Annotated in this window: 14 protein-coding genes; 8 read left to right on the top strand and 6 right to left on the bottom strand. The window is 69.5% G+C overall.

Annotation, left to right across the window (positions count from 1 at the left end; translation table 11 throughout):
- The first annotated feature begins 105 nt into the window (after positions 1-105).
- Both ACIBK4_RS12460 and ACIBK4_RS12455 read left to right on the top strand, forming a co-directional pair.
- On the top strand, positions 106-684 hold the full coding sequence (locus tag ACIBK4_RS12460; RefSeq protein WP_398994606.1) for an iron chelate uptake ABC transporter family permease subunit: 579 nt from the start codon (positions 106-108) through the stop codon (positions 682-684).
- Entirely contained in the window at positions 639-1,160 is a 522-nt protein-coding gene (locus ACIBK4_RS12455) for a MarR family winged helix-turn-helix transcriptional regulator (RefSeq protein ID WP_398994605.1), read from the top strand. The genes ACIBK4_RS12460 and ACIBK4_RS12455 overlap by 46 nt, the downstream gene beginning before the upstream one ends.
- 141 nt (positions 1,161-1,301) lie before the next feature.
- On the opposite strand, the gene ACIBK4_RS12450 is transcribed toward ACIBK4_RS12455, so the two are convergent.
- Positions 1,302-2,363, bottom strand: coding sequence for a dihydrodipicolinate reductase (locus ACIBK4_RS12450; protein ID WP_398994604.1), 1,062 nt, complete (start codon positions 2,361-2,363; stop codon positions 1,302-1,304).
- 75 nt (positions 2,364-2,438) lie between these two features.
- On the bottom strand, positions 2,439-3,104 hold the full coding sequence (locus ACIBK4_RS12445; RefSeq protein WP_366430759.1) for a TetR/AcrR family transcriptional regulator: 666 nt from the start codon (positions 3,102-3,104) through the stop codon (positions 2,439-2,441).
- Positions 3,105-3,249: 145 nt separating this feature from the next.
- On the opposite strand from ACIBK4_RS12445, the gene ACIBK4_RS12440 reads away from it, so the two are divergent.
- Genes ACIBK4_RS12440 through ACIBK4_RS12415 form a run of 6 tightly spaced genes read left to right on the top strand, consistent with a single transcriptional unit; the run spans position 3,250 to position 9,347 of the window.
- Positions 3,250-4,530, top strand: a complete 1,281-nt coding sequence (locus ACIBK4_RS12440) for an acyl-CoA dehydrogenase family protein (RefSeq protein WP_366430760.1) — start codon at positions 3,250-3,252, stop codon at positions 4,528-4,530.
- A complete protein-coding gene (locus ACIBK4_RS12435) occupies positions 4,527-5,549 on the top strand; it encodes a phosphotransferase family protein (RefSeq protein WP_398994603.1) in 1,023 nt (340 codons plus the stop codon). Before ACIBK4_RS12440 ends, ACIBK4_RS12435 begins: the two co-directional genes overlap by 4 nt.
- Positions 5,546-6,517, top strand: a complete 972-nt coding sequence (locus ACIBK4_RS12430) for an NADPH:quinone oxidoreductase family protein (protein ID WP_398994602.1) — start codon at positions 5,546-5,548, stop codon at positions 6,515-6,517. The genes ACIBK4_RS12435 and ACIBK4_RS12430 overlap by 4 nt, the downstream gene beginning before the upstream one ends.
- Positions 6,507-7,358, top strand: a complete 852-nt coding sequence (locus tag ACIBK4_RS12425) for an acyl-CoA dehydrogenase family protein (protein WP_398994601.1) — start codon at positions 6,507-6,509, stop codon at positions 7,356-7,358. Before ACIBK4_RS12430 ends, ACIBK4_RS12425 begins: the two co-directional genes overlap by 11 nt.
- Positions 7,355-8,503: an acyl-CoA dehydrogenase family protein gene (locus tag ACIBK4_RS12420; RefSeq protein WP_398994599.1), complete on the top strand. Its 1,149-nt coding sequence runs from the start codon at positions 7,355-7,357 to the stop codon at positions 8,501-8,503. The genes ACIBK4_RS12425 and ACIBK4_RS12420 overlap by 4 nt, the downstream gene beginning before the upstream one ends.
- 52 nt (positions 8,504-8,555) lie before the next feature.
- Positions 8,556-9,347: an enoyl-CoA hydratase gene (locus ACIBK4_RS12415; protein WP_398994598.1), complete on the top strand. Its 792-nt coding sequence runs from the start codon at positions 8,556-8,558 to the stop codon at positions 9,345-9,347.
- Between the two features lie 18 nt (positions 9,348-9,365).
- Here ACIBK4_RS12415 and ACIBK4_RS12410 read toward each other — a convergent pair whose 3' ends face one another.
- The 4 genes from ACIBK4_RS12410 to ACIBK4_RS12395 all read right to left on the bottom strand — a co-directional run bounded on the left by ACIBK4_RS12410 (position 9,366) and on the right by ACIBK4_RS12395 (position 12,615).
- Positions 9,366-10,166, bottom strand: coding sequence for an SDR family NAD(P)-dependent oxidoreductase (locus ACIBK4_RS12410; protein WP_398994597.1), 801 nt, complete (start codon positions 10,164-10,166; stop codon positions 9,366-9,368).
- Positions 10,167-10,234: 68 nt separating this feature from the next.
- Positions 10,235-11,050 carry an NAD(P)-dependent oxidoreductase gene (locus tag ACIBK4_RS12405; protein ID WP_398995044.1) on the bottom strand — a complete coding sequence of 272 codons (816 nt, stop codon included), beginning with the start codon at positions 11,048-11,050 and terminating at the stop codon, positions 10,235-10,237.
- Between the two features lie 8 nt (positions 11,051-11,058).
- Positions 11,059-11,586 carry a nuclear transport factor 2 family protein gene (locus ACIBK4_RS12400; RefSeq protein ID WP_398994596.1) on the bottom strand — a complete coding sequence of 176 codons (528 nt, stop codon included), beginning with the start codon at positions 11,584-11,586 and terminating at the stop codon, positions 11,059-11,061.
- Between the two features lie 6 nt (positions 11,587-11,592).
- A complete protein-coding gene (locus ACIBK4_RS12395; RefSeq protein ID WP_398994595.1) occupies positions 11,593-12,615 on the bottom strand; it encodes a zinc-binding dehydrogenase in 1,023 nt (340 codons plus the stop codon).
- Positions 12,616-12,662: the final 47 nt, after the last annotated feature.

The raw sequence follows: 12,662 nt of genomic DNA, 5'->3' as shown, positions 1-12,662 counted from the left end.
TCAGTCGGCGGCCACCGCGCAGGCCGCGATCCATCCCGCCGGGACGTCGACGTCGGTAACCCGATCCTGTTCGACGCGGGCGCACCCCGGACGGCGCTCGGCGCGGTGTGCGGCGGCTTCGCCACGGCCGTCGCGGTCTACCTGCTGGCCTGGAAACAGGGCGTGCACGGCTACCGGCTGATCCTCGTCGGCATCGGCGCCTCCGCGGTGCTCGGCTCGGCGACCAGCTTCCTCTACGTCCGCGCCGACATCGGCAAGGCGGCGCAGGCCGCGAGTTGGCTCATCGGTTCGCTCAACTCCCGTGGCTGGAGCGACGTTTGGACCATCGGGATCGGCCTGGCCGTCCTCGTCCCCGTCGTCATCGGGTACGGGCGGCGGCTCACCCTGCTGGAACTCGGCGACGACACGGCCGCCGACCTCGCCACCCAGCGCGTGACCGGCTCCGCACTGTTGCCGGTCGACGTGGTGACGGGGGTGGGCGGACAGCCTCTATCTCGCCTGGCTGCTACGGCGGGAGAGGCTGTCCGCACGCCTGTGAACAGCCGGCGACAGGGGGAAAGTAGGCTCTCCGCAGCAGGCGCGGCAACCGAACTCCGTAACTTACTTGAGTTACGCAACAATATGGTAAAGTGGGTCCCATGTCCACACCACCGATCCCCGAAGCCCCCGCCTCCCCGGAGGTGACCGAGATCGAGCGAGCCCTCACTCGGATCACCTACCTGAGCACGCGTGCCCGCCAGCACGACCGGCTCATGGCCCTCGCCGGTGTGCCGCTGGACCGTGCGGCGGTGGCGTTGCTGCGGCAGGTCGCCGACTCCGACCCGCTGCGCCCGGGGGAGCTGGCCCATCGCCTCGGCGTCGAGGCCTCGCATGTGACGCGGACGGTGCAGCAACTGCAGAAGTCCGGCTACGTCACCCGCGTACCCGACCCCGACGACCGCCGGGCCCAGCGGATCGAACTGACCGAGGCCGGCCGGAAGGCCGTCAGCAGTGTCCGGGACGCCGGTGCGCGCGGTATGCAAATGGCGCTCTCCGACTGGTCGACGGATGAACTGCAGCAACTGGCAACGCTGTTCCACCGCATGGTCGACGACTTCCTGAAGTACGCGATCGAGGACGACGGCGAGCCGGAGGTCGTGGCGCCGGCGACCACCGTCTGAGGTTCGGGTACGGACTGTCCGGGCATCGGGAACGGATTGTTCGGGTGCCGGGTGCCGGGTGCCGGGTGCCGGGTGCCGGGTGCCGGGTGCGTTGCGACCGGGTGTGGACCGGTCGATTGCCGTGCGCGGGTCGCGCCGATCTCACCCGAGGTCGGCGACGATCGTCGGGAGGTCGGCCGTGGAGCGGATTCCGGGGGCCGCCGCGCAGACGAACGGCACGGCGTTCACCGCACGGTTCGCGGTGTAGGACGGGGACATCGCGGCCATCCGGTCGAGCGGCACGGGGAACCGCAGGTCGACGTCGAGCGGTGCGTCCCCCTCGACCGAGACGTGCCAGCCGGTGGCGCGGAGATCCCAGGCGGGGTCGAGGTCGGTGGTGCAGTACCAGTTGGCGCGGAACCGCAGCAGAGGTTGGCCCTTGCGCAGCCCGGACACGGTGATCCGCTGCGCGGCGACCGTGCCTACGGGCAGCGTGCCCGCGGCAATTCGGGTGGTGCGCCGGGCAGTTGCGACCTCGCCGACCGCCTCCACCGCGTCGAGCGGTGTCGAGAGCGCCTCGGCGAGCAGCCGCAGCGACGGGCCGAAGCTGTCGCGCAGTCCGGCCAGGCGCTGTTCGCCGAATTCGGCAGGGGGTCGGCCGAAGCCCATCACCTCGAACAGCAGCCCGGGGGAGTCCCGTTGGGAGAGATCCGCGAACTCGTCGATCGTCAGCGCGTCGAGCCGCCGCTGGATCGAGGTGAGCGCCAACGGCAGGGCCTCCGTGATGAATCCGGGACTGCTGCCCGTGCTGTGGACCGAGGTCCCGCCCCGCTCGCACGCGTCCTCGATCCGCTTCCGCGTGACCGGGTCCAGGCTCGGCGCGTGATGGAACTCGCCGCGCGTCGACACGACGTTCACGCCTGAGGAGAGCAGCGTGCACACCTCGTCGAAGTCGCAGGCCCGCGGGGTGTAGAGGACGCAGTCGGCGCCGAGCGCCAGGATCTCGTCGATGTCCCGCGTGGCGACGATCCCGGTGATGCCGGGGCCGCCCCCGCTCAACTCGCCCGCATCCAGGCCGACTTTGGCCGGAGTGTGGACGTACACCCCGGCCAGGTCCAGGTGTGGATGCTCCAGTACGGCACGCATCGTGCGGGCACCGATGTTCCCGGTGGCCCACTGCACGACTCGGTAGCGCTGCACTTCATGCCGTAGCGGCTCGGTCATCGCCCACCTCCGTTGCGGTGGGCGAGAACCGTACTCTCCGCTGTGGAGAGCGTCAATTACACCGTTGGGTGCCCGTCAGTTGCGTACGGGGACGCCCGAGAGGCCGCCGAGGCAGAACTGCCAGACCTCCTCGGCGTTGACCGCCGCGGCGTGGCTGCCGGCCGGAACGCCGTTGCCCTGCGCGACGAACATGACCGTCTGCATCAGGATCGAGGCCTGACGGCGCGGCTTCCCGGCCGGGATGACACCGGCGTCCTCGGCCTGCTCGACCAACTCCGTGAACACCTGGTGCAGGGGGAGATGAGCGGTCGCCACCTGTGCGGGGTGCTTCACGAGGAGTTGCAGTGCGAAGTCGCTGAACAGGGGCCGCTCCACACCGGGGTTGGACAGCGACTGCTCGAAGAGCATCGTCACGGCGAGCCGCAGCGCCTGCAGCGGGTCCGACTGGGCGCCGGCCGATTCGCGGATCTCGGCGGCCGACTTGGACAGCGCGTCCTCGAACAGGGCGAGCAGCAGCTCGTGTTTGCCGTCGAAGTGCTGGTAGAAGCTGCGCAGTGACTGTTTGGAGCGGTCCACGACCTCCTGGACCGTGAAGTCCGTCGTCCGCTTCTCCGCGATGAGTTCCTGCGCCGCGTCCAGGAAGCGCTGCACCCGTTGTTCGGCGCGGAGCTTGGCGGCACGGGTGGAACGCTCAACGGCGCGCTGGCGCCAGGCTGGTTGTTCTTCGGGGACAGCTGTCACATGAAGAACGATACTCCACTTCAGCGGTAACACCCGGGCTTCCCCTACCGAAGACCGCACTGCAAGTTTCGAGACCCTTACTTGCGTGAGATGAGAATGATATTCTCACCGCCATCCGTCCGGGTTGGCAGGAGGTTCGTCTGACATGGCATGGGACTTTTCCACCGAGCCGGAGTTCGAGGAGAAGCTGGAGTGGATCCGGCAGTTCCGCTCCGAGCGCGTGGAGCCGCTGGACCTGCTGTACCCCGACCGGGCCTACCACCCGCTCGACGACGAACTCGGCCCGATCGTGCGGGCGTTGAAGCAACAGGTCCGCGACGAGGGCCTGTGGGCACCGCACTTGGGCCCCGAGCTGGGCGGGCGCGGCTTCGGCCAGGTCAAGCTGGCGCTCATCAACGAGATCCTGGGCCAGTCGAGTTGGGCCCCCGTCATCTTCGGCACGGCCGCACCCGACACCGGCAACGCCGAGATCATCGCCCGCTACGGCACCGACGAGCAGAAGGAGCGCTACCTCCAGCCGCTGCTCGAAGGCGAGTGCTTCTCCTGCTTCTCCATGACCGAACCCCAGGCCGGCGCCGACCCCACGATGTTCACCACCCGCGCCGAACGCGACGGCGACGACTGGGTCATCACCGGCCGCAAGTTCTTCTCCTCCAACGCCCGCACCTCGAAGTTCGTCATCGTGATGGCCGTGACGAACCCCGACGTCAGCCCCTACAAGGGCATGTCGATGTTCCTCGTCCCCAGCGACACCCCCGGCGTCCGCATCGAGCGCCACCTCGGCATCATGGGCGAGGCCACCGACGAGGGCATGCACGCACTCATCGCCTACGACGGCGTCCGCGTCCCCGCCGACGCACTGCTCGGCGGCGAGGGCCAGGCCTTCGCGATCGCCCAGACCCGGCTCGGCGGCGGCCGCGTCCACCACGCGATGCGGGTCGTGGGCCAGAGCCAGAAGGCGCTCGACATGATGGCCGAGCGGGCCCTGTCCCGCGAGACCCAGGGCGAGCGGCTCGCGGACAAGCAACTCGTGCGCGCCGACCTCGCCGACTCCTACGCCCAACTCGCCCAGTTCCGGCTGTTCGTGCTCTACACCGCCTGGCAGATCGACAAGTACCAGGACTACAAGCGGGTCCGTAAGGACATCGCCGCCATCAAGTTCCTCACCCCGAAGGTGCTGCACGACGTCGTGTACCGCTCGATGCACCTGCACGGCGCCCTCGGTGTCTCGAACGAAATGCCCTTCTCGGACATGTGGAACGGCGCTGCCGTCATGGCGGTCGTCGACGGCCCCACCGAGGTCCACAAGATCACGGTCGCCCGTGACGTCCTGCGCGGCTACGAAGCCGCCCCCGGCCTGTGGCCCACCCAGCACCTGCCCACCCGCCGCGAATGGGCCCGGAAGCAGTTGGAGGACCTGCTGTGACGCTCGCGAACACGGAATCGCTCGCCCGCTGGCTGGACGATCAGGGCATCGCCCCCGGCGAACCCGTCGAGACGTCCTATATCTCCGGCGGTACCTCCAACGACATCTACGGCATCCGGCGCGGCGACCGGAGCATGGTGCTGCGCAAACCGCCGGAGAAGGTTCCGCCGGGGCGCAACGAGACCATGCTCCGCGAATACCGCGTTCTCAACGCGATCAACGGCACGGACGTTCCGCACCCCGAGGCGATCGCCGTCTGCGACGACACGAGCGTGCTCGGCTCCTGCTTCTACCTCATGGCACACGTCGACGGCTGGTCGCCGATGAACACCGACGGCTGGCCCGAGCCGTTCCTCAGCGATCTGTCCCTGCGCTCCGGCCTCGCCTACCAACTCGTCGAGGGCATCGCCAAGTTGGGCAACGTGGACTGGCGGGCCCAGGGACTTGAGGGCTTCGGCCGCCCCGACGGCTTCCACGACCGGCAGGTCGACCGCTGGCTCGCCCACCTCGCCAAGTTCAAGTTCCGCGAGATACCCGGCCTGGAGAACGCCGCCGCCTGGCTGCGAGAACACCGTCCCGCCCACTGGGAACCCGGCATCATCCACGGCGACTACCAGTTCGCCAACGTCATGTTCCAGCACGGCGCACCCGCCAGGCTCGCCGCCCTCGTCGACTTCGAAATGGCCACCGTCGGCGACCCGTTGCTCGACCTCGGCTGGGTCATCATGGGCTGGCCGGACGCCGACGAGGACCGCACCCAGAAGGGCTACGTCGACTACACCGGCATGCCCGACCGCGCCGACCTGCTGGAGCACTACGCCAAGGTCAGCGGGCGCGACGTCAGCGAGATCGACTACTACGTGATCCTCGCCCGCTTCAAGATGGCCGTCGTCCTCGAAGGCGGCTACGCCCGGCACATGAAGGGCGAGGGCGGCAACCCGAAGATGGCCCACTACGGCGACGTCGTCCTCCAGATGGCAGCCCAGGCGGCCGAACTCGCCGCGACGACCAGGCTATGAGAGCCGCCCGCTGCAACGCCGTCGGTGGCCCAGTGGTCGTCGAGGACATCCCCGAACCGGTAGCGCCCGAAGGGGAGTTGGCCGGGAACGAAGGTGGCATCCCGGTCGACGTGCACTACGCCGCCGTCAACTTCGCCGACCTCCTCGTCATCGACGGCGCCTACCAGGTCAAGGCGGAACCGCCCTTCACCCCCGGCAGCGAGTTCGCCGGCGTCGTAGCCGCCTCCGCGGGCGGATTCGAGAAGGGTGAGCGGGTCTTCGGCTCGATGTTCGTCGGCGCCTTCGCCGAACGCGTCACCGCCCGCCCGGCCGGTCTGAGCCGTATCCCCGACGGCATCCCCACCGAACGCGCGGCGGCCTTCGGCGTCAGCCACGCCACCGCCTACGACGCGCTCCGCCTGGTCGCCGACGTACAGCCCGGCGAACGGGTGGCCGTCCTCGGCGCGGCCGGCGGGGTCGGCCTCGCGACCGTCGAACTCGCCGCGCTGCTCGGCGCGGAGGTCGTCGCCGTCGCCTCGACGGAGGAGAAGCGGGCGGTGTGCGCCGAGCAGGGCGCACAAGTGACCCTGCCGTACGACGACTTGAAGCGGAGCCTGCGGGACGCGGGCGGCGCCGACGTCGTGATCGACCCCGTCGGCGGGCCGTACGCGGAGGAGGCGTTGCGGGCCATGCGCTGGGGCGGGCGGTTCGTGAGTGTGGGGTTCGCCAGCGGGGAGATCCCGCGTATCCCGCTCAACCTCCCGATGCTCAAAGGGGTCAGCCTGCACGGCTTCGACCTCGGTGGCTGGGCGCGGCACCGGCGGGACGACCTGGGCGCCGCCCGCACCGAACTCCACGGACTGTTCGCCGCCGGGAGGATCCGGCCCCGCGTCCACGCCGTGTATCCGCTCGCCGACGTCGCCGAGGCCCTCGGTCTGGGGCGCCGCGCCATCGGCAAGGTCCTTCTGGAGGTCGCGCATGGAGTTTGAGTTCGACGACGAACAGCGGCTGCTCCAGCGAGTGGTCCGCGAAACGGTCACCAAGTCACGGTCACTGCCCGAGAAACAACTCTGGGACACCTACCTGGAGTTGGGCTGGCTCGAAGCCCCGCCGGTGGAACTCGCCATCGTCCTGGAGGAGTTGGGCTACGCCGCCGACCCGACGCCCTTCCTCGCCACGACAACCTGGTTCGCACCGCTGGCCGGACGGCTGCCGCGCGGCTCGGGCACCGGAGTCTTCGACGGGGAGGGGAAGTTCGTCCTCGACGCCGACCGCGCCGACGAGATCGCCGTTCTCACCTCAGAGGGCGTCGTCGTACGGGACGGAAAGGACCTGGCCACCGAGCGGCGGTCCGTGTTCGACCCGACCCTGCACATCGCACAGGTGGAGGCGCCGGACCTCGTCGCCGGCGTACCGGACCTGGCCCTGATGGGCCTGGCGGTCAGCACCGTCGGCAGTTGCCGGCGCATCCTCGACCTGGTCGTCGCCCACGTGAAGCAACGACACCAATTCGGCGTCCCCATCGGCTCGTTCCAGGCCGTCAAGCACAAGGCCGCCGACATGTACGTCGCCATTGAACGCGCCAAGGTCCTCGCCTACTTCTCCGCACTCACCATCGCCGAGGACGACCCCGGCCGAGGCCGGGCCGCCGCGATGGCCAAGGCCGCAGCGGGCGACTGCCAACGGGTGTGTTTCCGCAACGGGTTCCAGCTCTTCGGCGCCATGGGCTACACGTGGGAGAACGAGCTGCAGATCCACCTCAAGCGGGCCAAGGCCGGGGACCTGCTCCTCGGCACGGCGTCCGAACACAGGAAGGCGCTGCTGGTATGAGGCTGGCCCCCGACCCCAGGGTCGAGAAGTTCCGCGCCGATTTCAGCGACTTCCTCGACGCCCACCTGCCCACGCCCGAAGAGGCCACAGTCCAGTCCAAGTCCAGTGCGGACATCCCCGATTGGGCCCGCCGCTGGCAGCGCAAGCTCTTCGACGCTGGCTGGCTGCTGCCCGCCCAGCCGCCCGAGTACGGCGGCCGCAACGCCACGCTGCCTCAAGTGGTCGCCCATCTTGAGGAGTTGTCCCGGCGGCGGATCTACCACAGCTTCAACCCGCAGGGCCTCAACATCATCGCGGCCTCGCTGCTGACCTTCGGCACCGAGGAACAGAAACGCGACTGGGCCGTCCCCCTGCTGCGCGCCGAGATCACCGCCTCGCTCGGCATGAGCGAACCCGGCGCTGGCTCCGACCTGGCCGGGCTGCGCACTCGCGCGGTCCTCGAAGGCGACCACTTCGTCGTCAACGGGCAGAAGGTGTGGACCTCGGGCGCGCACGACGCCGACGTCCTGCTCACCTTCGTCCGCACCGACCTCGAGGCCCCCAAGCACAAGGGGATCAGCGTCCTGCTCATCCCCACCGACTCCGAGGGCCTGGTCCGGCGGCCGTTCGGGTCCATCGCCGCGCCCGACGACCTCGACTTCAACGAGGTGTTCTTCACCGACGTCCACGTCCCGAAGGAGAACCTCGTCGGCCCCCTCAACGAGGGCTGGCGCGTGGCCAACGGCTCGCTCGGCCATGAACGGACCCTGCTGTGGGTGCACTACGCCGAACGCATGGACGCCCTGATCCAGGACGCGCCCTGCGCCGAGGAGTGGTACGCCACCCTCCAAATGGACGTCCAGGCACTGCGGTTGCTCGGCTACCGGCTGCTCGGGCCCGACCGCAACCCGGTGGAGATCTCGGTGCTCAAACTGCTCGGCTCCGAGGCCGCGCAGAACGCCGAGCTGCACGCCCTCGAACAGCACGGGACCGAGGCGCTGCTGCATCCGGTGCAGACGGGGCCGTACACCCATATGAACTTGCAGACGTTCAACGCCAGTTGGTTCGAGCGGTACGCCCGCAGCTTCGGCGGGACGATCGCCGGCGGCACCTCCGAGATCCAGCGCAACATCATCGCCGAGCGCATCCTCGGCCTGCCCCGCTAGAGCCGGTCGGCCCAGAGGGCCGACATCCCAGAGCCGACAGAGGACAAGACGCATGGACGAGATCCTGTACGAGGTCGACGGCCGGGTGGGGATCATCACCCTCAACCGGCCGGAGGTCGCCAACGCGCAGAACAGCGTGCTCCTCGACGCCCTCGACGCGGCCTGGAGCCGGGCCGCGGCCGACGAGGACGTGAAGGTCGTTCTCCTGAAGGCCAACGGCAAGCACTTCTCGGCGGGACACGACCTGAAGGACCGCTGGCCGGCGCCGAAGGAGATCACCCTGGAGTGGATCTACAGCGCAGAGACCCGCCGGTACCTGGAGTACACCCTGCGCTGGCGCAACGTGCCCAAGCCGACGATCGCCGCCGTGCAGGGCAAGTGCATCGCGGGCGGACTGATGCTCTGCTGGCCCTGCGACCTGATCGTGGCCGCCGAGAACGCCGAATTCTCCGACCCCGTCGTGCACATGGGCATCGGGGGAGTCGAATACCACGGCCACACCTGGGAGTTGGGCCCGCGCAAGGCCAAGGAGATCCTCTTCACCGGCCGCGCCGTCACCGCCGAGGAGGCGGAGAAGGTCGGCATGGTGAACAAGGTCGTGCCACTGGACCAACTGACGACCGAGGCTCTGGAGTTGGCCCACCAGATCGCCCGGATGCCGTCCTTCGGCCTCCGTCAGGCGAAACGGGCCGTCAACCAGAGCCTCGATGTCCAGGGCTTCTACGCCGCCATCCAGTCAGTGTTCGACATCCACGAGACGGGACACGGGAACGCGCTGAGCGTGACCGGATATCCCATTCTCACGCAGCTCGACGCCATGAAGGAACGGATCAAGGGGCAGTAGGCGGGGGCGCGAGCCGCATCACTCGCGGTGCGCGGTCGCGCCCCGGCTCATCGCCAGGACCGCGTCGCGACGGCTCAACGCCCCGAACGGTGAACCGCCGGTCGGGGCGGGGCTGCCGCAGATCCAGGTCGGACCGTCGGAGAGATGGGCGAGCGCCTCGGCGGCCACGTCGTCGGGGTCGGCCAAGTCGCCGCCATACGAGCTCCCTTGGGCCCCCTCGGTCCGACGCAGGGACGGGGTGTCGGTCCTGCCGAGCACCAGTCCCAGGACGTCCACCCCGCTGCCCTGCCACTCCGCCCACAGGCTCTCCGCGAGGATGAGATTGAACGCCTTCGACGCACCGTAGGCGGCGAGCGTCGCGCCGCCCGCCCATGCGGCGCCCGAGGTCACCAGGACCACGGCTCCGCGCTTGCGCGCCACCATCGGGCCGCCGAAGCGGTACGCCGCTTCGAGTACGGCCGTACAGTTGCGCCGCACCAGCCCGAGGTGGGTGTCGAGGTCCTTGTCGAGGAAGGGCACGCTGCGGTCGTCGCTTCCGGCGTTGTACACGAACAGACCGACCTCCAGGCCGGCGGTCGCCTGCTCCAACTCCGAGAGGGAGCCGGGGGAGCTGAGGTCGAGCGCGACGGTACGGACCTCGACGCCGTGCCGCGCGCGGATCTCGTCGGCGGAGGCCTCCAGTACGGGCAGGCGCCGGGCCACCAGTACGACGTTCATCCCCTGGGCGGCCATCCGATGGGCGAAGGCCGCGCCCACCCCGTCCGACCCGCCGGCGACGACACCCCACGGCCCGTACTTGCTCGTGAGAGATTCAGCCACTTCGTACTCCTTGTTCGGGGGCGTTCAACGCAACTCGGTTGTAGGAGAGGGGAGTTAAGGAACCCCTGTCACGACGACGACCGGCGGAGAACCTTCTTCTCGACCGAGTCCGACGACAGCACCGTCCCGATGATCCCAAGGTCGACACCGGCGCCCCGTGCCACCTCGCGCACCACGCCGACGTCCTTGCTCATCAGGTCCGCGAGCCGCTCCGCGACCGAGTCGACCGACCCGCCACGAGCGACGACACCGAGCGCTCGACTGGCCCCGCTGCCGTGCTGCAGGGCCGCGAGAATCACGTTCTCGTCGATACCCAGCGACCCAGCCACCCGCACCGCGTCGACCGCGAGACCGACCTGCGCCACGAACAGGGCGTTGTTGACGAGCTTGACCCGCTGCCCGTTGCCGGCCGGTCCCACGAACAAGATGGGCGAGGCGTACGCCTCCAACAGCGGGCGCGTCTGCTCCAGTTGGGCCTCGTCCCCGCCGACCCAGAGCGTGAGGCGGCCCGCGGCTATGTCGTGCGGCCCGCCCGAGAGCGCGGCGTCCAGCACCCCGACACCGCGTTCCGCCCCCGCTTCGAAGAGCAGCCGGGCGGTCTCCGGATCGGAGGTGGTGTGCTGGACGAGCGTCGCCCCCGCCGCCATGGCCACCAGGGCGCCGTCCGGGCCGAGACACACCGATCGCACCTGCTCGTCCGTCAGCACGACGACGATCACGGCGTCGGCACCGCACACGGTCTCCTCGATCGTGTCGGCCCAACTCACCCCGGCCTTCCGGGCGATGGCCCGCGTCTCGGCACGGCGTGTGTGCACCGTGACGTCGTGACCGGCGGTCATGAGGCGGTCTACGATCGGCCGCCCCATCCGGCCCGACCCGATCACACCGATCCTCAACTCTCCTCCAAGACAGTGGAGTTGCCGACGGGCGCCAGCATCGCGCGGGGCCCGTCGGTGCCGTCGAGGTTGGCGTTGACCCGCTCGGCGATGCGCCAGCCCTCCGAAGTCCGCACCCAGCGCCAGGTGTTGGCCGAGACCTGGAACACCCAGAACCGACCCGCGTCGGCGTCCCAGCGCAAATGGAGCGCATGACTGCGGCCGGTCGCATGGTCGCCGTCCACGACGACGTGCGGTGCGGTCAGCACGTGACCGCAGCCGTTGTGGATCACACTCTGGTGTCCGGCGCCGTGGACCATGCCGACGATGCCGTCCCGGCCCTCCATCCGCAGGTGGGGGATCGCGTCGAAAACACCGTCCTCGGTCCAGAGCGCCGCCGCGGCCTCTCCCGAACCGCTGTCGACCGCGGGCCCGTACTGGGCGACGAGCTGGGTGATCTCGACCTGGTCCTCCAAGGCGCGCACCTTCGCTGCCAACAACGCGACGGTGGCGCGCAGTTGGGCAAGTTCGTCCGTCTCGCTCATGGCCGTTCAGCTCCCTGGTACGACGATGATGCGGGCGGGCCCGTCGGCGTCCCGCGCTGCGTCGAGCGCGGCCGGTACCCCGCCGAGCCCGACGGTGTGGCCGAGCATCGGCCCGACATCGAGGCTCCCGGAGCAGACCGCCCGGAACGCCTCGTCCCAGTGGTCCATCGACGGGCCGCCCCCGAACTGGATGTTGATGCCCTTCCGCTTCGCGGTCAGGGTGTGCAGATGGTCGCCCTCCGGCGGACCGCCGACGGAGAAGATCCGGGTACCGCGCTCGCAGCCCTTGATGATCGAGTCGAGAACCCCCGGGACGCCCACGCACTCGAACACGACACAACTCGACCGGCTGCCAACCGCGTTGCGCCACACCTCGTACGGGGAGACCTCGGCCGGATCGACGACCACATCGGCGCCCATGGCCAGCGCGGTCGCGCGACGCGACGCCACGAGATCGGCGGCCACGATCGGGGCGACGCCGAGACCCTTGAGCCGGCCGATCGCCGACAGCGCGATCGCGCCGCAGCCGATGACCAACGGCGCTTCGTTCGCCGTCAGTTGGGCGCGGGATGCCGTGGACCAGCCGACCGAGATCGCGTCGGCGACACACACGACCTCGCTCGGCAGATCCGACACCACGACCCGGGTGATGGCCTCGGTCAGCAGGAACAACTCACCGAAACCGCCGGGTGATTCGGGATTCTGGCCGATGATCCTGCGGCCGGCCGGGGTCGCCAGTACGGGCAGGGAACTCACCCGGGTGCCGACCGGAATCCGGCGCTCGGTGCCGGGGCCGTAGTCCACGACCTCGGCGCAGTACTCGTGACCCATCACGATGTCGACGTCCTGGTCGTACGTCGACATCCCGCTGTCGTCGTCGACGCCCGCCTCCGGGTGGTCCATGAAGTGCAGATCCGACGCGCAGATCCCGCACGCCAGGGAACGGACGAGGAGTTGGCCCGGTCCGGGGACCGGATCGTCGACGGTCCGCGCCTGGACCGTCCCGCCCCGCAGTACAGCAGCACGCATCAGACTCTCCTCCGTACTCCGAAGTCCGTCCCCTTCGGACTGTAGCC

It is taken from the genome of Streptomyces sp. NPDC050528, from assembly GCF_044457795.1.
Taxonomy (GTDB): Bacteria; Actinomycetota; Actinomycetes; order Streptomycetales; family Streptomycetaceae; genus Streptomyces.
Note: the sequence above shows the minus strand (reverse complement) of the source record. Positions and strands in the feature narration are given on the sequence as shown.